23 protein-coding genes and 1 pseudogene are annotated in these 22,200 nt (G+C 72.1%); 13 read left to right on the plus strand and 11 right to left on the minus strand.

Annotated elements, in window-relative coordinates:
* Window positions 1–101: 101 nt before the first annotated feature.
* Window positions 102–1,667, minus strand: coding sequence for an alpha-amylase family protein (locus Q5722_RS01535; RefSeq protein WP_305026446.1), 1,566 nt, complete (start codon window positions 1,665–1,667; stop codon window positions 102–104).
* Window positions 1,668–1,748: 81 nt separating this feature from the next.
* Between Q5722_RS01535 and Q5722_RS01540 the strand changes: the two genes are divergently transcribed.
* On the plus strand, window positions 1,749–2,759 hold the full coding sequence (locus Q5722_RS01540; protein WP_305026447.1) for a 5'-3' exonuclease: 1,011 nt from the start codon (window positions 1,749–1,751) through the stop codon (window positions 2,757–2,759).
* A 39-nt stretch (window positions 2,760–2,798) separates the two neighbouring features.
* Here the strand turns inward: Q5722_RS01540 and Q5722_RS01545 are convergent, their stop codons facing one another.
* A complete protein-coding gene (locus Q5722_RS01545) occupies window positions 2,799–2,921 on the minus strand; it encodes a hypothetical protein (protein WP_305026448.1) in 123 nt (40 codons plus the stop codon).
* Between the two features lie 52 nt (window positions 2,922–2,973).
* Between Q5722_RS01545 and Q5722_RS01550 the strand changes: the two genes are divergently transcribed.
* Both Q5722_RS01550 and Q5722_RS01555 read left to right on the plus strand, forming a co-directional pair.
* Window positions 2,974–3,414: a PaaI family thioesterase gene (locus Q5722_RS01550; RefSeq protein ID WP_305026449.1), complete on the plus strand. Its 441-nt coding sequence runs from the start codon at window positions 2,974–2,976 to the stop codon at window positions 3,412–3,414.
* A 56-nt stretch (window positions 3,415–3,470) separates the two neighbouring features.
* Entirely contained in the window at window positions 3,471–4,409 is a 939-nt protein-coding gene (locus Q5722_RS01555; RefSeq protein WP_305026450.1) for an alpha/beta hydrolase, read from the plus strand.
* On the opposite strand, the gene Q5722_RS01560 is transcribed toward Q5722_RS01555, so the two are convergent.
* Complete coding sequence (locus Q5722_RS01560; protein ID WP_305026451.1) at window positions 4,331–5,191, minus strand: class II glutamine amidotransferase; 861 nt, start codon at window positions 5,189–5,191, stop codon at window positions 4,331–4,333. The two genes, Q5722_RS01555 and Q5722_RS01560, sit on opposite strands and share 79 nt — an antisense overlap.
* A gap of 71 nt (window positions 5,192–5,262) precedes the next feature.
* Here Q5722_RS01560 and Q5722_RS01565 point away from each other — a divergent pair, with 71 nt between their 5' ends.
* From Q5722_RS01565 to Q5722_RS01595, 7 genes are all read left to right on the plus strand, one after another.
* A complete protein-coding gene (locus tag Q5722_RS01565) occupies window positions 5,263–6,381 on the plus strand; it encodes a carboxylate-amine ligase (protein WP_305026452.1) in 1,119 nt (372 codons plus the stop codon).
* A gap of 23 nt (window positions 6,382–6,404) precedes the next feature.
* A complete protein-coding gene (locus Q5722_RS01570) occupies window positions 6,405–6,974 on the plus strand; it encodes an HNH endonuclease (RefSeq protein WP_305026453.1) in 570 nt (189 codons plus the stop codon).
* A gap of 10 nt (window positions 6,975–6,984) precedes the next feature.
* A complete protein-coding gene (locus Q5722_RS01575) occupies window positions 6,985–7,482 on the plus strand; it encodes a MarR family winged helix-turn-helix transcriptional regulator (protein ID WP_305026454.1) in 498 nt (165 codons plus the stop codon).
* A gap of 32 nt (window positions 7,483–7,514) precedes the next feature.
* Window positions 7,515–8,735, plus strand: a complete 1,221-nt coding sequence (locus tag Q5722_RS01580) for an acyl-CoA dehydrogenase family protein (protein WP_305026455.1) — start codon at window positions 7,515–7,517, stop codon at window positions 8,733–8,735.
* A 151-nt stretch (window positions 8,736–8,886) separates the two neighbouring features.
* The gene (locus Q5722_RS01585) at window positions 8,887–9,312 is read left to right on the plus strand and encodes a hypothetical protein (protein ID WP_305026456.1); all 426 of its coding nucleotides are present in this window, start codon (window positions 8,887–8,889) and stop codon (window positions 9,310–9,312) included.
* Entirely contained in the window at window positions 9,309–10,538 is a 1,230-nt protein-coding gene (locus tag Q5722_RS01590) for an NRAMP family divalent metal transporter (protein WP_305026457.1), read from the plus strand. The genes Q5722_RS01585 and Q5722_RS01590 overlap by 4 nt, the downstream gene beginning before the upstream one ends.
* A complete protein-coding gene (locus Q5722_RS01595) occupies window positions 10,538–11,224 on the plus strand; it encodes a hypothetical protein (protein WP_305026458.1) in 687 nt (228 codons plus the stop codon). Before Q5722_RS01590 ends, Q5722_RS01595 begins: the two co-directional genes overlap by 1 nt.
* A gap of 6 nt (window positions 11,225–11,230) precedes the next feature.
* Here the strand turns inward: Q5722_RS01595 and Q5722_RS01600 are convergent, their stop codons facing one another.
* A complete protein-coding gene (locus Q5722_RS01600) occupies window positions 11,231–11,908 on the minus strand; it encodes a spermidine synthase (RefSeq protein WP_305026459.1) in 678 nt (225 codons plus the stop codon).
* A gap of 114 nt (window positions 11,909–12,022) precedes the next feature.
* Between Q5722_RS01600 and Q5722_RS01605 the strand changes: the two genes are divergently transcribed.
* Window positions 12,023–12,397: a VOC family protein gene (locus Q5722_RS01605; protein WP_305026460.1), complete on the plus strand. Its 375-nt coding sequence runs from the start codon at window positions 12,023–12,025 to the stop codon at window positions 12,395–12,397.
* A gap of 4 nt (window positions 12,398–12,401) precedes the next feature.
* Here the strand turns inward: Q5722_RS01605 and helR are convergent, their stop codons facing one another.
* On the minus strand, window positions 12,402–14,549 hold the full coding sequence (gene helR, locus Q5722_RS01610; protein ID WP_305026461.1) for an RNA polymerase recycling motor ATPase HelR: 2,148 nt from the start codon (window positions 14,547–14,549) through the stop codon (window positions 12,402–12,404).
* 152 nt (window positions 14,550–14,701) lie between these two features.
* Window positions 14,702–14,974: an SHOCT domain-containing protein gene (locus tag Q5722_RS01615; protein WP_305026462.1), complete on the minus strand. Its 273-nt coding sequence runs from the start codon at window positions 14,972–14,974 to the stop codon at window positions 14,702–14,704.
* Between the two features lie 140 nt (window positions 14,975–15,114).
* Between Q5722_RS01615 and Q5722_RS01620 the strand changes: the two genes are divergently transcribed.
* A complete protein-coding gene (locus Q5722_RS01620; RefSeq protein ID WP_305026463.1) occupies window positions 15,115–15,534 on the plus strand; it encodes a pyridoxamine 5'-phosphate oxidase family protein in 420 nt (139 codons plus the stop codon).
* A gap of 105 nt (window positions 15,535–15,639) precedes the next feature.
* Window positions 15,640–17,088: pseudogene (locus tag Q5722_RS01625) on the plus strand (GAF domain-containing sensor histidine kinase); the annotation flags it as partial.
* Window positions 17,089–17,154: 66 nt separating this feature from the next.
* On the opposite strand, the gene Q5722_RS01630 reads toward Q5722_RS01625, so the two are convergent.
* From Q5722_RS01630 to Q5722_RS01650, 5 genes are all read right to left on the minus strand, one after another.
* A complete protein-coding gene (locus Q5722_RS01630; RefSeq protein ID WP_305026465.1) occupies window positions 17,155–17,787 on the minus strand; it encodes a response regulator in 633 nt (210 codons plus the stop codon).
* 46 nt (window positions 17,788–17,833) lie between these two features.
* Window positions 17,834–18,259 (minus strand): pyridoxamine 5'-phosphate oxidase family protein, encoded by a 426-nt coding sequence (locus Q5722_RS01635; RefSeq protein ID WP_305026466.1) that lies wholly within the window; start codon window positions 18,257–18,259, stop codon window positions 17,834–17,836.
* Entirely contained in the window at window positions 18,250–19,128 is an 879-nt protein-coding gene (locus Q5722_RS01640; protein WP_305026467.1) for a universal stress protein, read from the minus strand. Before Q5722_RS01640 ends, Q5722_RS01635 begins: the two co-directional genes overlap by 10 nt.
* Window positions 19,129–19,270: 142 nt before the next feature.
* Entirely contained in the window at window positions 19,271–21,067 is a 1,797-nt protein-coding gene (locus tag Q5722_RS01645; RefSeq protein ID WP_305026468.1) for an acyl-CoA dehydrogenase, read from the minus strand.
* Between the two features lie 53 nt (window positions 21,068–21,120).
* Window positions 21,121–22,173: an oxygenase MpaB family protein gene (locus Q5722_RS01650; RefSeq protein ID WP_305026469.1), complete on the minus strand. Its 1,053-nt coding sequence runs from the start codon at window positions 22,171–22,173 to the stop codon at window positions 21,121–21,123.
* Window positions 22,174–22,200 lie beyond the last annotated feature (27 nt).

Genomic DNA, 22,200 nt, shown 5'->3' on the forward strand with positions numbered 1-22,200 from the left:
GGCGGGCCCCGGCCGGGCCCACCCGTCAACGTACGCCCGGCGCGCACCGGGCGCCACGGACCCCAGTCAGGTTCACAGGGGCCAGACCAGGACCTCCCAGGTCAGCCCGTGCCTCCGTCGACCCGGCGGTCCGGACCGCCTGCGGGTCCGACGCGGAACCAGCGGTATCCGTAGGCGTTCAGCCGCAGCCGCGCCGGCGACCCCGACGGACGTGGGTAGTCGGCGTCCGCGACGATGTCCTGCAGCTCGTCGGCGTCGGTGCCGGGCAGCTCGCAGTCGACGGCCTCGCCGGCGAGGTTGACCGCGGTGACCACCGTCTGGCCGACGCCGTGGTGACGCAGGCAGAAGACCGCCCGGTTGCCCGGGTCGAGTGCCTCGCGCTCGCCGGTGGCGATGGCCGGGGCGCCGAGCCGCGTGCGCACCAGGTCCCCGACGCGGGACAGGAGGCTCTGCGGGTCTGCTGCCTGCTGGTACGCCGTCCGCCACTCCATCGGGGTGCGCACCGACGCCCGCTCCGGCCGCGAGAGGTCCTCGCCCATCCCGATCTCGTCGCCGTAGAGCAGCACCGGCGATCCCGACAGGCTGAGCAGGAGCGCATGCGCCATCGCGATCCGGTCCGGGTCGTCGTCGAGCATCGGCGCGAGGCGCCGCCTGATGCCGCGACCGTAGGCGCGCATCCGCTCCTCCGGAGCGAACGCCCGGAAGACCTCCTCGCGGGAGGACGCCGTCAGCCGTTCGAGGTCGAGCTCGTCGTGGTTGCGCAGGAACGGTGCATAGGAGCCGAGCGCGGTCGGGTCCGGCTGCTCCTTGATCGCCCTGAGCAGCGGCTCGGCCTCGCCGCGCGCGAGCGCGAGGAAGACGTGGTTGTTCTTCCAGAAGTCGAGGAGCATCGTGAGCCGGTCGCCGCCGCCGAGGTAGTCGTCGTACTCGTCGGGCGGGACGTCCACCTCGCCCAGCAGGAGCGCCTGCGGGTTGCGGAGCCCGACGTAGCGACGCATCTCCTCCAGCAGCCACAGGCCGTCCCTCGTCGGGTCGGCGGCGCGCGCCCGCTCGACCATGAACGGCACGGCGTCCACGCGGAAGCCGGCGACTCCCAGCCGCATCCAGAAGCTCATCGCGCGGTACATCTCCTCGCGCACCCGCGGGTTGCCGAGGTCGAGGTCGGGCTCGTGGGAGTAGAAGACGTGCCGGTAGAACTGCTGCGCCTCGTCGTCCCAGGTCCAGACGCTCTGCTCCGTGGGCGGGAACGCCGGCGAGACGTCGGTCTCGACGGGCTCGTCGGACCACACGTAGTAGTCGCGGTACGGCGAGCGCCGGTCGCTCCGCGCTTCCTGGAACCACCGGTGCTCGGTGCTGGTGTGCTGGAAGACGAGGTCGAGGATCACCCGCAGGCCGAGCGTGTCGGCCTTGTCGAGCAGCGCCACGAAGTCCGCCACGTCACCGAAGCGGGGGTCGACCTGCAGGTGGTCGGCGACGTCGTAGCCACCGTCGCGGTACGGCGAGGCGTAGATCGGCAGCAGCCACAGGCACGTCGCGCCCAGCCCCCGGATGTACTCCAGGCGGTCGGTGATCCCCCGCAGGTCCCCCCGCCCGTCGCCGTTGGCGTCGTCGTACATGGCCGGGTCGATCTGGTAGGTGACGGCGTTGCGGTACCACAGCGGCTGCATCCTGCTCCTCGGGTCGACTCCCCTCGGGGTACCCCGGCGCCCGCGCGTGACACGGTGCGGCGCGACCTAGGATGGGCGCCGATGTCGACCGCCGAAGCCACCGAACGCCGCTTGCTCCTCGTGGTCGACGCCCCGTCGCTGCTGCACCGCAACCATCACGCGCGAGCCCACACGGGCATGACCGACCGCGCCGGCCGCCCCAGCTGGGCGCTGCACGGCATGCTGCGGCAGATCCTCGAGGCGATCGACACCTTCGCGCCGGACGCCGTGCTCTTCGGCATCGACGACCGCGAGCGGTCCGAGCGGCGTGAGCTCTATCCCGACTACAAGGCCGGCCGCGCGGAGAAGGACGCCCACCTCGTCGACCAGCTCGAGCGTGCGGGCTCGCTCCTGGGCGCACTCGGCCTCGCCACCGTGACTCCCCCGGGCCTCGAGGCCGACGACGTCAACGCCTCGGCCGCTGCCTGGGCCGAGCGCAACGGCTGGAACTGCGTCGTCGTCACCTCCGACCGCGACGCGTTCGCGCTGATCAGCGAGCACACCCGCGTGCTCCGGCTCATCAACGGCGGCATCAACGGCTCACCCCTGCTCAACCCGCGCAGCCTCCAGGCGATGTACGGCGTCCGGGCCGAGCGCTACCTCGAGTACGCCGCCCTCCGCGGCGACGCCAGCGACAACCTCCCCGGCGTCACCGGCATCGGCGAGAAGACCGCCGCGACCCTGCTCGGCCAGCTCGGCCCGATGGAGGGAGTCTGGGCCGACATCGACCACAACGGCGGCGCGGCCGTCGTCGCGGTGCTCGACGAGTGGGCCGCAGAGGCCGGCAGCCGCAAGGTCGGTGCCCGCGTCGTGCGGGCGCTGACCGCCGAGGGCGCCCGGGAGCGCTACGACTTCAACGTGCGGATGATGACCGGCCGCACCGACATCGAGCTCGGCCTCACCCCCGACGTCCCGGGCACCCCAGGCCTCCTGCCGCTGCCGTGGGAGCGGGTCGCGCGGGTCGTGGAGTTCCTCGGCGACGACGCCACGACGGCGTACGCCCGGCGGGTGCTGAGCACCGACCCGGCATCCGCCGGCTACGGGCGCGGCTGACGCCTCGGCGCCGCCGGAGGCCTCACCTGGCGCGCCTGCTCAGTGGCAGGGCGCGCCCTCACAGCAGGGCCGGATGTAGCCGCAGCCGTCGCAGCGCTCGTGGGAGGTCTCCCAGCGCATCAGCGTGTCGCAGTTGGGACAGGGTTCGGTCAGGTCAGCCACCCGCGCAGCGTACGATGTAGACCACTCAGTCTACTCGGACGGAGGCCACCGCATGACCGCCCTCACCGAGCTGACCGGCCTCGAGCAGCTGCGCCTCTTCGCCGGCATGGACACGTCCGCCATCCCCAACATCGGCGGCCTGCTGGGCATGGAGATCGAGCTCATCGACGAGGGGCGGGTCGCCTTCGCCGTGACCACGCGTCCGGACTTCGCCAACCCGATGGGCAACGTGCACGGCGGCATCTGCGCCACCCTGCTCGACTCGGTCATGGGCTGCGCGGTGCACACCACGCTCGCACCGGGCGAGAGCTACGCGACGGTCGAGCTCAAGGTGAACTACACCGGCTCGGTCGCCACCGACGGACGCCGCCTCACCGCGACCGGCGAGATCATCCACGTGGGCGGCCGGATCGCGACCGCGGAGGGACGCGTCGTCGACGAGGACGGCCGCCTGGTCGCACACGGCACGACCACCTGCATCGTCAACCGCTGATCCCTCCTCGTCCGGGCCGTTCGCGTGCCACGATCGGTCCGGACGAGAGGACTTCCATGAGCTACGCATCGCAGACCGCCTGGCGCACCATCCAGCAGCAGCTGCCGCCGGCGTACCGGCTGACCCCGGCGACGGAGCCGGCCGAGGAGTGGTGGGAGCACGAGGGGCACCGGATCCACCTCGACGCCTACCGCAACCCCGAGGCGCCGGTGAAGGTCCTGCTCTTCCACGGCGTCGGCACCAACGGCCGCCAGATGACGACGATCCTGGGCCGCCCGCTCGCCGCGCGCGGCTACGAGACCGTCGCTGTCGACATGCCGACATATGGCATCACAGAGGTGGCACCAGGCGCGCTCGTCACCTACGACGACTGGGTGCGCATCGGCTCGGCGCTCGTCGAGAAGGAGCGGGACGGCCGCCCGATCGTGCTCTACGGCCTCTCCGCAGGCGGCATGGAGACCTTCCACATCGCCTCGCTCAACGGCGACGTCGCGGGCATCGTCGGCATGACCTTCCTCGACCAGTCCTCCGCGCGGGTACGCCGCGAAACGGCGTTCGACCCGGTCACGGGCATGCTCGGCGCGACCCTGATGAAGCTGCTGGCGAGAACTCCCCTGCGCCGGCTCCGCGTGCCCATGCGCTGGGTCAGCAAGATGCGCACCCTGGTCAACGACCCCGCCGCGAAGAAGGCCTGCTACGCCGACCGGACCTCCGCGGGCAACAGCGTCACCATCGCTTTCCTCGACTCCTACCTGAACTACGTCCCGCCCCTCGCGGCCGCCGACTTCGCCGTCTGCCCGGTCCTGCTCACCCAGCCGGCCGCGGACCGATGGACGCCGCTGCACCTGTCCACGCCGTTCCTCGAGCAGGTCACCCGGGTGCCCGTGCAGACCGTGATGCTGGAGAACGCCGGCCACTACCCGCTCGAGCAGCCGGGGCTGGACCAGATGGTCGACGCGATCGACGCCTTCTGCGCATCCGTGGTGGGCGACTGATCCGCGATCCGCCACTCCAGCGACCGCGCGGCCAGGTCGACGATCCCGATCGAGTCCTCCGGCACCGGCTCCCAGCCCTCGGGGTCGATGCCGCTCGAGATCAGCTGCACGCCCTCCGGCGAACGGCGGAAGTCCATCGCGAAGTACTCGTCGTCGGTGTGGCGGATCCGCTCCGCGGCGATGCCGAGCCCCTTGAGTGCGGGCGGGGGCGAGGCGTGGCTGTTGACGTGCACGGCTAGGAGGCGCGCCGGCGTGAGCAGGAGCGCGTTGAGGCTGGCATACGGGAACTCCGCCTCGAGCGTGGCCACGGCCTCGCCGAGCCCGACCGCCTCGTCACCGGCAGCCTCGATGCACTGGAGCACGTAACGGAAATAGCGCTCGCTGTCGGTGTCACCGCGCAGGACCGCCCGCGACGCGGGCGTCAGCAGCCGTTCCAGCCGGTCGACGGGCGCGATGTGACCGTTGTGCGCCATGGCCAGGTCGCCCGCCACGAAGGGGTGGGTGTTCTCCGCCCTCACTGCGATGCCCGGCGAGGCCCAGCGCAGGTGCACGATCCCGGCGCGGCCGAGAGGCTGCGCCGCCAGATCGGCGTACGCCGGATCACCCGCCGCCGAACAGGCCGAGCCACGTCGCTGCAACCGACCGGCCTGGTCACGCCAGGCCATGCCCCAGCCGTCGTCGTGCACCACGGTGAGGGCCGTGAAGGCGTCGAAGTCCTCCTGCCCGAGCAGGTCGACGAGCGACGTCGGCTCATCCGTGACGTATCCGAGCAGTCGGCACATGCGTCCTCCGTTCCCTGCCCTCGACGGTGTCACGCGGCATGGGCCGGCACAACCGCGGGAACAGGACGGCCATGCGCACCGTCGGAGTGGAGGAGGAGTTCCTCCTGCTGGACGCGCACCGCGACGACAGCCGCCCCACCGCTGCCGAGGTGCTGCTGCTGGCCACCCCTCTCACCGGACAGGACGGCACACGCAGTGGCACCGCGACGGAGGGGTCGCTCGTCGCCGAGCTCAAGCAGCAGCAGCTGGAGTCCAACAGCTCGCCCCACACGACGATGAGCAGCCTCGTCGCCGACCTCTCCTCGTGGCGCCGGAAGGCAGCGACAGCGGCCGAGCGGGCCGGGGCACGACTCCTCGCCAGCGGCACGTCGCCGGTGCCCGTCGTACCCCTGCAGGTGCACACCGACCGCTACGACCGGATGGACCGCCAGTTCGGACTGCTGTCGCGCGAGCACCTGACCTGCGGCTGCCACGTGCACGTCGCCGTCGACTCGGACGAGGAGGCCGTCGGGGTCCTCGACCGGATCCGGGCCTGGCTGCCGGTGCTGCTCGCGCTCAGCGCCAACTCGCCGCTCTGGCAGGGCGGCGACAGCGACTACGCCAGCTGGCGCACCCAGGTCATGGGGCGCTGGCCCGGCGCCGGACCGATCGACGTCCTCGGCAGTGCCGACAGGTACCACGCGCTCGTCGAGTCGATGATCCGGACCGGGGTCCTCCTCGACGACGGGATGGTCTACTTCGACGCGCGCGTCTCCGTCGCCAACCCGACCGTGGAGATCCGCGTCCCCGACGTCTGCCTGGACGTGGGCGATACCATCCTGGTCGCGTCCCTCACCCGGGCGCTCGTCGAGACCGCCGCCCGCGCGTGGGCGGCGGGCGAGGCACCACCCGACGTGCCGAGCGACCTGATCCGGCTCGCCACCTGGCGGGCCTCACGCTTCGGCATCGACGGCGACCTGCTCGACCCCTTGGCGTGTACGTCGGTCGCGCCGCGGTCGGCCGTCGGAGCGCTCGTGGAGCACGTCCGCGAGGCTCTGCGCGACGCAGGCGACGAGGAGCTCGTCACCCACCGCATCGAACGCCTGTTCACGCTCGGCAACGGTGCCCGCCGCCAACGCCGCGCCCTGCAGGAGAGCGGACTCGACGGCGTCGTCGAGATGCTCGTGGTCGACACCGTCGCCGGCGCCTGAGGCCGGTGCGTGAGGATGGAGGCGTGACTCCCCCGCCCCGGCGCCCGCTTCCCGAGGTCCTGCCCGGCGAGGACCGGACCTTCAACCCGGCACCGGACGGCGCACCGCTCTTCGTCGACCTGGTTCCGGCGTCCTGCTGGTTCACCAACGTCCGCTCGCACCTCGCGCCCGCCGACTGGGACCGCGTGCGGCGGATGGTCTACGAACGAGCCGGACACCGGTGCGAGGCCTGCGGGGAGCCGGCCCGGCCACAGCAGCGGATCTGGCTCGAGGCCCACGAGCGCTGGGCCTACGACGAGGCGCCGACCGACGAGCCGTTCGCGTCGTTCGGCATGCCCGTGCAGCGGCTGCGCCGCCTGGTCTGCCTCTGCACCCGGTGCCACGAGACGACCCACCTCGGGCTCGCAGGGCTGCGCGGCCACCACGAGCGGGCGTTCGACCACCTGTGCGCCGTCAACGGCTGGACCCGGTCCCGGGCCCGCATCCACGTCACCGAGGCGAACCGTCTCTTCGAGGAGCGCTCGCGCGTCGAGTGGCTGCTCGACCTGAACATCCTCCTGCTCGCGGGGGTCCAGGTGCTCCCGCCCCGGTAACCTTCCGGGCATGACGGGCGGCGCACAGGCTTCAGAGACGACGAGGCCGACCCTCGTCCCCGGCGGGATCGCCAACCACCCGAGCTGCCTGCTCGTGCGGCTCGGCCAGGTCGCCTACCGGCTCCAGGAGCAGGCGATCAGCCCGCTCGGTGTCCGCGTGCGGCACTTCAGCGTGCTCCAGCTGCTCGCCGACCTCGGCCCCACCGGACAGGTCGACCTGGGCCGCCAGCTACGCATCGACCCGGCCACGATGGCCGCCGCCCTCGACCACCTCGAGTCCCTCGACGCAGTGGTCCGCGAGCGCGACACCGCCGATCGCCGGCGCTACGTGGTCGCCCTGACCCGCGACGGCCGCGCGTTGCTGCAGCAGATCGTGGCGGCGTTCGGGCGGGTGGACCGGATGATCGACGACGAGCTCGGCGGCCGCGCCGGCGACCTGCTCACCTCGCTGCAGACGATCGCCACCAGCCAGCCGCTGATCGAGGCGTTCGACGGAGAGAACGCCTAATTCATTCGCGTCACGAATGATATGTTGCGCGCATGATCGTTGCGCGCCAGTACGACAAGCTCTTCCACGACCTGCTCTCGCCCCAGGACGTCCTCGACGCCCGCGCCCGGGCCCGCGAGGTCGCCGACCGCATCGTCGCGCCCGCCGCCGCGCGGATCGCGAACGGCGACGAGCAGGTCGACGGCTTCCCCCGCGACGTCTTCGACGCCCTCGCCGCCGAGGGCCTCTTCGGCGTCGGCTTCGGCAGCGAGGTCGGCGGCCACGGCCTGGCGCACCCGGCCACCGCGACCGCCGCCACGATCGAGGAGCTCGCCTACCACTCCAGCAGCATCGGCGCAGTCTTCGACGTCCACTGCATCCTGTCGGGCAACGCCCTCAACCAGGGCACCGACGAGCAGAAGCAGCGCTGGCTGACCAAGATCGTCTCCGGCGAGATCGTCGGCGCCTTCGCCACCACCGAGCCGGACGCGTCGACCGACCTCTCCATCGACGCCCTGAAGACCGAGGCCGTGCCGACCGCCGGCGGCTGGGTGCTCAACGGCCACAAGCGCTGGATCTCCAACTCGCCCGTCGCCGGCGAGATCGTGGTCCTGGCCAAGACCGGCGAGCGGATGTCGATGTTCATCGTCGACACCTCGCTGCCGGGCGTCACCGTCGGCACCCCCGACCGCAAGATGGGCAACCGTGGCCAGCTGACGGCGGACGTCCACTTCACCGACGTCCACATCGACGGCGCCGAGCTCCTCGGCGGCGTCGAGGGCCACGGCCTGCGCCAGGCGCTGCAGACACTCACCTTCGGCCGCATCGGCATCGCCGCCGCCGGGGTCGGCATGGCCCAGCGCGCCTTCGACCTGATCGTCGAGCAGGTCTCCACCCGCGAGGCGTTCGGACGCAAGGTCGGCGCCAACCAGCACTGGCAGTTCCTCCTCGCCGACCGCGCGACCGAGATCGAGAACGCGCGCAACCTCTACCTCAAGGCAGCCCTGCGCCTGGACGCGGGCAACCCGTTCCCCGAGCCCGAGGCCGCGATGGCCAAGCTCTACGGCACCCGCCTCTCGGTCGACATCGCCCGCGACGCGGTGCAGGCCTACGGCGGCTTCGGCTTCGCCCGCGAGCTGGCCGCGGACGGCACTCCGGGGCCGGTGGAGGCGCTCTACCGGGACTCCAAGATCGGCGAGATCTACGAGGGCACCAACGAGATCCAGAAGTGGGTCATCGCCCGCCAGATCCTCGGCCGCGACATCACCGGCTGACGCCACGGCCCGGCGTCGCCGGCCGACGCATCCGGACCCAGCGGAGGCAAACGCACGGATCAGGTCCCGCGTTGCTGGGTACAGCGACGTCGTGACCGACCTCCTGACTGCCCAGGTCCGGCGGAGAGAGCCTCGACGCAGGCTCTCCGCCGTGCTCCTCGTCCTCGCCGTCGCCGCCACCGCCGCCTGCGGTCGGGTCCCGGCACGGCCGGACGAGCAGTCCTGGCGGGAGACCGCGAGCACCGCGGTCGACGACGCGGTGGCACTGGTGGGCACCGCGTCGCTCGTGCTGGAGCAGCAGAAGGACGGGCACCTGCTCGGCGGCTTCGGGGTCTCCACGCTCGTGCACTCCGAGGACTCGCTGGGCAAGGCCGTCGACTCGGTCAGCACGGTGCAACCCCCGGCCGGCGTCGCCGGACTGGCCGACAAGGTCGACCAGGTCCTCAGCGACGCCGACGACGCCGTCCGCACCGCGCGGATGGACCTCGTCGACGGAGAGACGGCGTCGTTCGACGACGACCGGCGCGAGCTGGCCGACGTACGGCACCGCCTGCTCGAGGCGGGTGACCGGCTGTGAAGAAGTACCTGGCCGTCGCCCTCGGCATCCTGACCGCGATCGGCGGCTTCGTCGACATCGGCGACCTGGTCACCAACGCCGTCGTGGGCTCCCGCTTCGGCATGTCGATGGGCGTCGTCGTCGCCGTCGGCGTGCTCGGCATCTGCGTGTACGCCGAGATGTCCGGCCGCGTCGCCTGCGTCTCGCGCCGCGCGACGTTCGACCTGGTCCGCGAGCGGCTCGGCCCCCGGCTCGGCCTGCTCAACCTCGTCGCGTCGATGCTGGTCACGTTCCTGACCTTCATCGCGGAGATCGGCGGCGTCGCGCTGTCGCTGGAGCTGGTCAGCTCGGTCAGCTACCTGCTGCTCGTGCCGTTCGTGGCACTCGTCGTGTGGCTCGTCCTGTGGCGCGCGAAGTTCTCGCACATGGAGAACGTCCTCGGCCTCCTCGGCCTCTGCCTCGTCGCCTTCTCGGTGGCGCTGTGGCAGCTCGGCCCGGACTGGGGCGACTACCTGGGCCAGGCCGCCCGCTTCGACAAGCCCGCCGACGAGGACTGGTCCACGTGGGCGTACTACGCCGTCGCGCTGTTCGGCGCCGCGATGACGCCCTACGAGGTCTTCTTCTTCTCCAGCGGGGGCGTCGAGGAGAAGTGGACGCCCGAGGACCTCGGCGTCATGCGCGCCAACGTCTTCATCGGCTTCCCCCTCGGCGGCCTGCTGTCGCTCTCGATCGCGGGCGTCGCGACCGCCGTCCTGCTGCCGCAGGGCATCGGCGTCGACGCGCTCGGCCAGGTGGCGCTGCCGGTCGCGGTGGCGCTGGGCAAGGTCGGGCTCGCCGTCGTGATCATCGGCTTCGTCGCCGCGACCTTCGGTGCCGCCTGCGAGACAGGACTCGGCGTCGGCTACTCGATCGCGCAGTACTTCGGGTGGCAGTGGGGCAAGTTCGTCACCCCGCGCCAGGCCTCGCGCTTCCACGCCATGCTGCTGGTCGCGACGCTCGCCGCAGTCGCCGTGCTCATGTCGACCGTGGACCCGATCCTCGTCACGGAGGCCTCCGTCGTGTTCTCGGCGGTCGCGCTCCCCCTCACCTACTTCCCGATCCTCGTCGTGGCCAACGATCCCGACTACCTCGGCGAGTACGTCAACGGCCGGGTCACGAACGCCCTCGGCCTCGTCTACCTGGTGCTCCTGACGGTGGTCGCGCTGGCCGCGCTGCCGCTGATGGTGATCACCGGAATGGGGGCCTGATGGCACGCCTGCACGGTCACCTCGACGCTGCGCTGCACCTCCTCGACCGCCAGGTCGTGGATGTCGACGGCGCGCTCGTCGGCAAGGTCGACGACCTCGAGATCACCGAGTACGCCGACGGGCGGCTGGAGGTCACCGGCCTCCTGCTCGGGCCGGCCGCCCTCGTGGTCCGGGTGGCCACCCGCCACGACGACCGGGCCCTCGCCTGGTGGGTGCGGCTCGGGCCGCAGTGGCGCGACCGCGGCCGGCCGGGCTGGATCTCGATCGAGGACGTGAAGCAGCTCGACAGCGAGGTGACGCTGCGCAAGCGCCGCGCCGGCGTCGTCGTACCCCAGCCGGAGGCGGCACCGGGACGCACGCTGCACCGTGCCTCGACCCTGCTGGAGAGCACGGTCGTGGGCCCGGGAGGTGAGGTGCTCGAGGAGCGGGTCCGCGACTTCCGCCTGGAACCCGGCGAGCGCCCGACCGTGCATGCGCTCATCGTCAGCCGCGGCCGCCCGGGCACGTTGCTCGGCTACGACCGCGACCGCGTCAGGCGACCCGTCCTCCTCGCGAAGGCACTGGGCTGGCTCAACCGCCACACCGGCGAGCTGGGACTCGACGACGTCGAGATCGACTGGGACGGCCGCACCGTCCGGTCGCGCCGGCTTCCCGGGCCCCTGACCCGGCTGCACGCCGAGGCATGAACGCCGTCAGCCGAAGGCGTCGGCAACCGCCTGCCCGCGGAAGACCCGGAACTCGGTCGCGTCGTCGGGGAACGCCTCGCGCGGCACCGCCCCGCACGCGATCAGCATGTTGCCCTCGCGACGCCCCTTGAGCGTCGCAGGCTCGACCGCGACCACGAGGCCGCCGAAGTCGCGCGCCGCCGCGACGAACGGCCGGATCCGGGGGTACGGCGGCCGGTCGACGATGTTGGCCACGCACACCCCGCGCGGAGCCAGGACGCCCCGCACCTGACGGATCCACGGGGCAGACGTCAGAGCCTCGGGCACGACGCCCCCGTCGTACGCGTCGAGGATGACGAGGTCCTGCGAACCGGGCCGGATCCCGGCGACGCCGGTCTGACCGTCCTCGGCCCGGACCTCGATCCCGGAGCGCGGCGGAAGCGGGAGCTCCCGCTCGACCCGCGCGATCACCGACTCGTCGGGCTCGAGCACGACCTGGCGCGAACCCCGACGGGTGGCCGCGACGTACCGCGGCAGCGTCATCGCCGCACCGCCGACGTGGAGCACCCGGAGCGGCCCGGCAGGCATCGCGTCGATGAGGTCGCCGATGCGGCGCACGTAGTCGAAGACCAGCCGGGTCGGGTCGTCGGGATCGACCGCCGACTGCTGCAGGCCGTCCATCTCGAGGACGAAGAGCTCCGCCACGGCTCAGGACTCGCGGTGGCGGGTGGTGTCCATGCCCCGATCATCCCGGATGGGGACGCGCACCCCGGCCGCGGGGCCTTGCCCCGCGCTGCCGGAGCGGCGCAGGGTGGCTCCATGACCATCTCGAAGATCGCCGTCGCCATGTTCTCCGTCGCGGACCAGGACGCAGCAGTCGCCTACTACACCGGCACCCTCGGGTGGGAGGTGCGCTCGGACGTCTCCTTCGGCGAGGGTGACCAGGCGGGTCGCTGGGTCGAGGTCGCTCCCCCGGGCTCCGATGCCCGCCTCGCGCTCAACCCGCCGATGAACGGCGAGCCCGGCGGCGGCGCCATCGGCGTCGAGACCCCGGACGTCGACGCCACCCGCGCCGTTCTCGAGGCCGCCGGCGCCACGCTGGGCGAACCGATGGGCGGTGACGGCACCGTGCCGCGCATGTTCTCCGTCACCGATCCCGACGGCAACTGGATCTGGGTCGTGCAGGAGCGCTGAGCGGTCAGGAGAGGACGACCAGCTCGCGCGTCGTCCGGGTCATGGCCACGTAGCGGTCGACCGCACCTGCCACCCCGGCGCCGAAGGAACCCGGGTCCACGAGCACGACGAGGTCGAACTCGAGGCCCTTCGCGAGCGTGGGGCTCAGCGACTGCACCCGGTCCGTCGCAGCGTACGACGGGTCGCCGATGACGCACGCCGTTCCGCTCGGGTTCGCCGCGACCCAGTCCGCCACGACGCCGGCCAGCCCGGCACGCACTCCGTGGCGGACCGCGACGCCGGCGCGCCGGATCGACGTCGGGACGTTGGCGTCGGGGATCTCCTGCCGGATCACCGGCGCCGCCTCCGCCATCACCTCCTCGGGCGTGCGGTAGTTGATCGACAGCGACGCCGTCCGGACCTCGGTGAAGCCGACGCGCCGCAGCCGCGCCTCCCAGCTCTCGGGAAACCCGGCGCGCGCCTGTGCGCGGTCACCGACGATGGTGAAGCTCCGGCTCGGGCAGCGGGCGAGGAGCGTCTGCCACTCGGCATCGGTGAGCTCCTGCGCCTCGTCGACGACGATGTGGGCGAAGGGCCCGGCGAGCAGGTTCGGGGAGACTTCGACCAGGCCGGAGGGATCGTCGAGGTCGTTCTGCGCGTCCTGCCCGCGCAGCATGGACATCAGCTTCATCTCCGAGTCGTCGTGCTCGATCAGCTGGTCGATGACGAAGGACCGTTCGGCACGTTCGGATGCCAGCACCGCCTCGTTGCGCGCCCTGCGCCGCGACGCGTCAGGGTCACCCACTCGCCGACGCGCTGCATCCAGCAGCGGGAGGTCCGCCATGGTCCAGGCCCGCGGGTCGGTCCGTCGGAGCAGCTGCAGCTCCTCCGACCCGAGCCACGGAGCGCAGTGCCGCAGGTAGGCCGGCACCTCCCACAGGTCGCCGACGACGTCGAACGGGTCGAGCAGCGGCCACGCCCCACCGAGCGCGTCGACGAGGGCCGGGTGTCGCCGGAGGTGGCGTCGGAGGCGGTCGCGCTCGCCGTCGTCGCCGTTGTACCGGTCCAGCAGGATGTCGACGAGGGCGTCATGCACCTCGGCCCGGGCCTCGTTGTGCGGCGTACCGGGGTCGGGGGTGCCGAAGGCCTCGGCCCAGTCCCCCGCCGTCAGGCGAAGGTCGCCCCAGGGCGTCTCGACGAGGAGCGAAGTGGTCGGTGGCTCCTCGTAGAGGCCGACTGCCGGCTCGATCGCCTCCACCATGCGCCGGTCGGCCTTCAGCCGGGCCACGGCGGCGTCCTGCTCGTGCCGGAGGTCACCACAGCCGGGCACGAGGTCGCGAAGCGTGCACGTCTGCACGCCCTCCTCGCCCAGGCTCGGCAGCACATCCGCCACGTAGGCGAGGTAGGGCTGGTGCGGCCCGACCACGAGGACGCCACCACGACGGGTGCCCTGTTCCCGGCCCAGGCGAGGGTCGGCGTACAGGAGGTAGGCCGCGCGGTGCAGCGCCACGACGGTCTTGCCGGTGCCCGGACCGCCGTCCACGACCAGCGCTCCGCGCGAACCGGCCCGGATGATCGCGTCCTGGTCGGCCTGCAGCGTGCCGAGGACGTCGCGCATCCGCGGCTCGCGGCTGCTGCCGAGGCTGGCGAGGAACGCGGAGTCGTCGTCGAGCGCCGCGTGCGCCCTCCCCTCCTCGGTCCACGCCTCGTCCCAGAAGTCGGTGATGCGTCCGCCCGTCCACCGGTACCGGCGCCGGCTCGCGAGCCCGCGCGGATCCGCGGCCGTGGCCGCGAAGAAGGGCTCGGCTGCGGGCGACCGCCAGTCGACCAGGAGCTGCCGACCGTCGCCGTCGATGAGCCCGAGGCGCCCGATGTAGACGGGATGGCCCGGGTCGTCGGCCCGGACCATCCGTCCCAGGCAGAGGTCCAGGCTGTACCGGCGCAGCATCCGCGCGCGGGCAGTGAGCCGGTGGATCTCGAGGTCGCGGTCGAGCGCCGCCTGGCCGTGGCCGCCGGGCTGGCGACGGGTCTCGTCGAGGCGGTCGGCGAGCCCGCCCAGCTGGTCGGCAAGGACCCGCTCGATGTGGGCGAAGTGGGTGGCGTCAGCGGCGATGAGGTCGGGCCGGGCCTTGCCGGCCAGGGCGTCGGGCAGGTCGAAGACGGACGTGGTCACGCGGCTCCTCGGAGGGTCTCCCCGCCGCCGGCGGGCAGCGGGACCGAGGATTCTGCAGGGCCGAGGGGGCCTTGCCGCAAGACCCCCTGACGGCTATACCTTGGAAGTGGAGAGACCCGCTCTGGTCTCTCCACTCGTCGTCGTCAGCGCGGTCACTCGTCGAGCGCACGCCGTCGCGACCGGTACTCCTCGGGGTCGATCTCCCCGCGCGCGAGCCGCTCGTCCAGCAGGCGGCGCGCCTCCCGCCGCGGGCTGTGCTCGAGGTGCTGCACCTCGTCGCGAATGGGGTGGTCCCGGTCGCGCCAGGGCCAGCCCGCCACGAGCTCGACCAGCCAGATCCCGGCCACGACGAGGACCACCACCGAACCGACCATCGCCAGCCCCATCCAGGCCCAGGCGTGGTTCCCGTAGTCGTCGAACATCATCGTCGTCTCCTTCCGGCGTCCGCTCTGCTGTCTACCTCCAACAGTCGCTCGCGCACCGCCGGCAGACCAGTGAGCGAGGTCCCTCGGGGTCAGGACCTCCTACCCGTGTGGCCACGAGACGGAACACGCACGCTGGAGGCATGGACACCGAGCTGCGCTACCGCGAGTGCCGGGACCTCCTGGCCGCCACCACGGTCGGCCGCTGCGCCCTCAGCACACCGCAGGGCCCGGTCATCGTGCCGGTCAACCACACGGTCGTGGACGACGCCCTCATCCTGCGCACCTCTCCCTACAGCCAGCTCGGGACCTACGGGTGGAGCGCCCGCATCGCCTACGAGGTCGACTCCTACGACGAAGCCACACGCTCGGGCTGGAGCGTCATCGCTGTCGGCACCTGCGAACGGGTCGAGGACCTGGCAGAAGCCAGGTTCCTGCGCACCTTCCACGACCCCGACCCGTGGGCGACCGGTGCACGGACCCTCTACCTGCGGCTGCGCTGGGACGAGCTGACCGGTCGGCGGATCGGGGTGACCCGAACGGATGTCCGTTCGGTGGGGTGATTTTGTTACATGCACGGGCATGCTCCTGCGACCATGGGACGCATGGAGGGGACCGAGGAGGGACTCAGCACGGACGCGCGTGTGCTGCTGGAGGCCGTCGCGGCGATGAGCTCCGACCTGGACCTGGACAAGGTGCTGCGTCGGATCGTGGAGTCGGCCTGCGAGCTGACCGGGGCGCGCTACGGCGCGCTCGGCGTCATCGGCGACCACGACGACCTGGCCGCCTTCATCACGCACGGCGTCGACGACGACGAGCGCGCCAGGATCGGCGACCCGCCGCACGGCCGCGGCATCCTCGGACTCCTCATCCGGCACCCCGGGCCGCTCCGCCTGCCACACCTGCAGGAGCACGCCGCGTCGTACGGCTTCCCGGCGAACCACCCGCCCATGACGAGCTTCCTGGGCGTCCCCGTCCTGATCCGCGGTGTGGCGTTCGGCAACCTGTACCTCACCGAGAAGGCTGGCCGGGCCGAGTTCACCGAGCAGGACCAGGCGCTCGTCGAGGCCCTCGCCAGCGCCGCGGGCGTCGTCGTGCAGAACGCCCGCGCCTACGCCCTCTCCGAGCGGCAGCGGGTCTGGCTCGAGGCCACCGCCCGGCTCGAGCAGGCGCTGCGTCCCGGGTCGACCACCAAGGAGGCGCTCGACCTCGTCGCCGTGGCCGCCCGGGTGGTGTCGCGCTCTCCGCTCGTCGCCGTCCTCTCCGATGCCACCGGCACCCCGAGCATCGTGAGCACGGAGGGGCGGGAAGCGGACTCGGCGCCGCTCGTCGTCGCGAAGGCGCAGGACGCCGTGCTCGAGGCCTTCGCCGGTGGCCGTCCCGACCCGGTCGCCCTCGACGACGAGCTGCTGGCGGTCGCCGTGCCGGTCCGCGCCGAGCTCTTCGGCGCCGCCGTCCTCGTGGTCGTCCTCGACCCCCGTCAGGAGCGCGGCATGCTGCGCGCCGACCTCGACATGCTCAGCTCCTTCGGCGAGCAGGCCGGCCTGGCCCTCGACCGTGCGCGTGCCCTCGCGGACCGCGCCGAGCTCGCGATCGTCTCCGACCGCGACCGCATCGCCCGCGACCTGCACGACCTCGTGATCCAGCGCCTCTTCGCTACCGGCCTCCAGCTCCAGGGCGTGCGCGGACAGGTCGTGTCACCGGTCGTCGCCGACCGCATCGACAGCACGGTCGCGGACCTCGACACGACGATCCGCGACATCCGCAGCACCATCTTCGCCCTCCAGAGGCCGGGAGCAACGTCGCTGCGCGCACAGGTCGCTGCTCTGGCACTCGAGTACGAAGGCGTGCTCGGCTTCGCCCCCGTCGTCCGCACGGCCGGGCCCGTCGACACGGCGGTCTCCGCCGACATCTGCGAGCACCTCGTCGCAGCCTGCCGCGAAGCCCTCTCGAACGCCGCGCGGCACGCGTCCGCGCGCAGCATCGCGGTCTCGGTCTCCACCGACTCCGAGGAGGTCGTCCTCACCGTCACCGACGACGGCATCGGCATCACTCCCGGTGGCCGGGAGAGCGGCCTGCGGAACCTGCGCCAGCGCGCGGACGGTCTCGGGGGCTCGCTCTCCGTGCTGCCGGCGGACCCGCGCGGCACGCGCCTGCTGCTGCGCGTGCCCCTCTCCGGGTCGTCAGTGCAGCAGGCGTGAAGCCAGGACGGCCGCCTGGGTGCGGCGCTCCAGGCCGAGCTTGGCGAGCAGGTTCGAGACGTAGTTCTTGACCGTCTTCTCGGCGAGGAAGAGCCGCTCGCCGATCTGTCGGTTGGTCAGGCCCTCGGCGATCAGCTCGAAGATCTCCCGCTCACGGGCGGTGAGCGACTCGAGCTCCTCCGGGCCCGACGCACCCGAGCGCACCCGCTCGAGGACCCGTGCGGTCAGCGTCGGGTCGATCAGCGACTGACCCTCGGCGACGCGACGCACGGCGTCGATCAGGTCGGTGCCGGTGATCTGCTTCAGGACGTAGCCGGACGCGCCGGCCATGATCGCCGCGAAGAGCGCCTCGTCGTCGTCGTACGACGTCAGCACGAGACCGCGGATCGTGGGGTCGACCGAGCGGATGTCGCGGCACACGTCGACTCCGCTGCCGTCGGGCAGGCGCCCGTCGAGGACGGCGACGTCGGGCTTGAGCGCGGGGATCATCGCGGTCGCCTGGACCGCCGAGCCACTCTCCCCCACGACCTCGATGTCGCCTGCGGACTCGAGGAGGTCGCGGAGGCCGCGACGGACGACCTCGTGGTCGTCGAGCAGGAACACACGGATCGTCATGACACCGTTCTACCGGAACGCGACAACCCAGACAGGGAAGTTCGGGTCATGGTTGCAGCCTCCGTCCCGAGATGGTGTCGCCCGAGAGCCGGATCCACACGTCTCGCTCCCCCGCAGCCCAGGGGCGCGGCCACTCCGACCGGTGCTCGGGCAGGTCCTCGGGACTGATCCGGTGCGCGTCACCGCGGACCAGGACGCTCCAGCCCGCCTGGCGGAACTCGTCGAACCCGTCGATCTCGTACGACGCGCGCCCGTCGGCGAGCGCAGCGGCGAGCAGCGACCCCTCCCGCAGCCGGAAGTACACGTCGACACCGTCGGTGCGCCCGTTGACCGGGGCCACCAGCGGACCGTCGGCGTCATTGACCGCCACCCGCCCCACCCGGCTCTGCGCGAGCAGGCGCAGGCACTCCGGCCGGGCCAGCTCGACGATCTCTCCCTGGAACAGCTTCTCCGCCTCGTCGATCAGTCGCATGGCAGGTCTCCTTCCTCCTCGACCGGCGCGTGGATCACCGCGACCGGGCAGTGCGAATGGTGCAGCACGGCGTTCGCGACCGAGCCGAGCAGCAGCCCGGGCAGGCCACCGGTGCCGCGTGCGCCGACGACCACCAGGGAGGCGTTTTCCGAGGCCCGGGTGATCTCGTGAGCTGCCGAGCCGTCGGCGGTCCGCACCTGCGCGACCACCTCCGGGTGGCGCGACAGCACATCGGCGACGCTGGCCTGGACCTCGGCGTCGTAGGCCTCGAGGTCCCGCAGCAGCTCGACCGGCGTGGACCCCTCCCAGTACACGTAGCCCGGCAGGTGCTGCGGGACGTAGAGCGCGTCGACGGGGACACGGCGCGCCGCACCCTCCGCCAGCGCGAACTCCAAGGCCGCCATGCTGCCGGGCGAACCGTCGACGCCGACGACCACCGGACCGACCGCCACTCCGCCCGCCCGCACCACGAGCAGCGGGCAGGCGGCGTGACGGGCCAGCTGCTGGCTCACCGAGCCCAGCAGCCGGCCGAAGAGCGGTCCGTGGCCGCCGGCACCGACCACCACGGCGGAGGCGGTGCGGCTCTCACGGGCCAGCACCTCCGCCGGTGTGCCCACGACGAGGTCGGGGACCAGGTCGGGGCGCCCGAGCTCGGCGAGCACCTTGCGGGCCTTCTCGCACCACTCGTCGCCGAGACCGCGGGTCCACTCGTCGGCCCAGCGGGAGAGTCGGCCGATGTCACCGAGCGCGATCACCACGCGCAGGGGACGTGACTCCCGCTCAGCGCGCGCGTGCGCCTGCTGCAGTGCGAGGTGTGCCTCCGGGCTGGCATCCCAGCCCACGACCACCGGACCCGACGTCTTCTCCATGGAACGAGCCTGCGGCGTCACGGGCCCAGCCGGCAGGGCCGGGCGCCCCCGACCGCCAGGACCTAGGTCATCGACGACCCGGACGACGAAGGCCCGGACGACGAAGGCCCGGACCATCGACGGTCCGGGCCTCCACCGCGGGTCAGAACCAGGCGTCCTGCATCTCGTACGACGTCAGGTCACCCGCCGCGACCAGGTCCAGCATCGGGGTCACCTTCGGCAGCTCGGTGGTGAAGAAGTACCGGCCGGCCTGGCGCTTGCCGCTGTAGAAGTCACCCTGCTCGTCACCGGCGGCGACCAGCTGCTCGAGCCAGACCCACGCCACGACGAGGTGACCGGCGGCCTCGAGGTAGACCGAGGCGTTGGCCATGATCTTGTCCGGTTCGCCCAGGGCGACCAGACCGAAGGTCACCTCCCCGATCCGGTCGAGCTGCGCCTTGAGCTGGTCGGCGTAGGCAGATGCCTCGCCGCCGAGCTCGCGGGCCGCCGCGATCGTCTTCTCCATGCGGGCCGCCAGTGCCATCAGGCCGGCGCCGCCGTCCATGAGGATCTTGCGGCCGAGCAGGTCCATGGCCTGGATCCCGTGGGTGCCCTCGTGGATCGGGTTCAGCCGCTGGTCGCGCCAGTGCTGCTCGACGTCGTAGTCGCGGGTGTAGCCGGCACCGCCGAGCACCTGGATGGCCAGCGAGGTCGACTCCTGACCCCACTGGGACGGCCACGACTTGACGATCGGCGTCAGGACGCCGAGCACCTTCGACGCCTCGGCGCGGGCCTCCTCGGTCTCGGCGGTCTTCTCGTCGTCGAGCAGGCTCGCGCACAGGAGGGTGAGCGCCATCGCGCCCTCGACGTACGACTTCTGCGCGAGCAGCATCCGGCGCACGTCGGTGTGCTCGATGATGTCGACCTGCGGGGTGGACTGGTCGCTCGTGGTGAGCGCGCGGCCCTGCGGCCGGTTGCGGGCGTAGTCGAGCGACTTCAGGTACGCCGCGGAAGCCGTGCCGGTCGCCGCCGTGCCGACCGCGAGCCGGGCCGCGTTCATCATGTGGAACATGTACTTCAGCCCCTTGTGGGGCTCGCCCACGAGGAAGCCGACGGCGCCGGGCTCGCCCCCGGGCTGGAAGGCCCCGTCGCCGAAGACCGGCGCGGTGTTGACCGTGCCGCGCGAGCCGAGCTTGTGGTTGATGCTCGAGAGCACCACGTCGTTGCGCTCGCCGAGCGAACCGTCCTCGTTGACGAGGAACTTGGGGACGACGAAGAGCGAGATGCCCCTGGTCCCCTCGGGCGCGTCGGGGAGCTTGGCGAGCACGAGGTGGACGATGTTCTCCGCGATCTCGTGGTCTCCGCCCGAGATCCACATCTTCGAGCCGAAGACACGGTAGGTGCCGTCGGCCTGCGGGATCGCGCGGGTGGTGACGTCGCCGAGCGAGGTGCCGGCGTGCGGCTCGGACATCGCCATCGTGCCGAAGAAGCGACCGGCGAACATCGGCTTGGCGTAGCGCTCCTTGATCTCGTCACTGGCGTGCGCGACGAGGAGCGAGGCGTTGGCCTGCGTGAGGAACGAGTAGCACAAGGTTCCGATGTTGGCCGCCGTGAACCAGGTCGAGACCGCGGTGCCCACGGTCGCCGGGAGCTGCATGCCGCCGAACTCCTCGTCGGCGAGCAGGGCGAAGCCGTCCATGTCGGCGAAGCGCTTGAGGGCCTCCCCGATCTCGGGGATCAGGTGCACCGTGGTGCCGTCGAACGTCGGCTCCTGCTCGTCGCTCTTGCGGAAGTGGGTCGCGAAGTGGTCCGTCGCGAGCTGCTCGGAGAGCGCGAGCAGCGCGTCGTACGACTCGCGGGAGTGCTCGGCGAAGCGCTCGCGGGCGGAGAGCCGCTCGACGTCGAGCCACTCGTAGAGCAGGAACTCGATGTTGCGCGCGGAGACGAGGTTCGAGGCCACGGGGGTCCTTCCGGGGTGGGAGACGCGGCGAATGCTACGCCGTTGGAGGAAAGTCAGGCGAGACGGCCCAGGACTGCCTGGGACTCGATCAGGCCCTCGTCGCTGGGCGCGATCCCCTCGCCGAAGACGCGCTGCGCCTGTCGGGCACGGAGCTCGAGGTGTGCCTCGCGGGGGCGGACGTAGCCCCACTGGTGGCGCGCCTGCTCGGGCGTCAGGACCACCGGGTTCTCCGGCGGGATGCCGCGCCAGTGCGGCTCCACGACGGCAAGCGTCCGGGGCGAGAGCGTGCGCAGGATGTACCGCTGCAGGCCGGACGACCGCGCGACCACCGCCATCACCGAACGGAACCAGCACGTGACGAGGAGATCCGTCACCCGACCCTGGCGTACGCCGGCCAGGTCGCGCATGTGCCGCGGCATGGTCGCGATGGTCGCGTGCCGGAGCGTCCGGTTCGCGACCGGCCGGACCAGGCGCAGCACGCCCGTGCGGGGCACCACCGCGTTCACCCCGTCCAGCAGGTGGTCCATCATCTGCTGCGCCGCCTCACTGGCCGCCAGCCGCGGACGCCAGTCGGCGAAGTAGGCGCGGACCTCCTCGCGGGAGCGCGGGACGTCGGCAGGGTCGCAGGTCTGGAACTCGGCCGCGATCGCGCACTCGGCCCAGTACTGCCGCTCCTCGTAGTCCGTGAGCTTCCCGGGGCCGAACATCTCGTACGCCTTGAGGACCGAGTGCCAGCCGGTGATCAGGATCCAGAGCTGGGAGTCGGGGTCGTTGGCGTCGTAGCGCCCGCCGCCGACGGGCTCGTGGCCGATCGCCTTGGAGTGGATCTTGACCAGGACGTCGGCGAGCTTGAGCACCGTCTGCGCGTCGGCGAAGGCGACGGAGGCGAAGTACTGCACCGTCCGCGCGTAGCGGGTGTCCAGACGGGAGTAGTTGTCGCCGGTGTCGTGCACGGCGGCGATCAGGTTCGGGTCGAGCTCCTCGATGACCGTGGCCCGCTGGATGCCCACCAGTGGCGTGGTCGGGTAGCCCCAGACCCTGCGCGTGACGGAGTCCGGCGCGAAGAAGCCGTGGTCCCGGTGCGGGGTGACGGTGTGCGGTGCCATGTGCAGGCCTTTCGGAGCGACTCCCGG

The sequence above is a fragment of the Nocardioides jiangxiensis genome (assembly GCF_030580915.1).
GTDB lineage: Bacteria > Actinomycetota > Actinomycetes > Propionibacteriales > Nocardioidaceae > Nocardioides > Nocardioides jiangxiensis.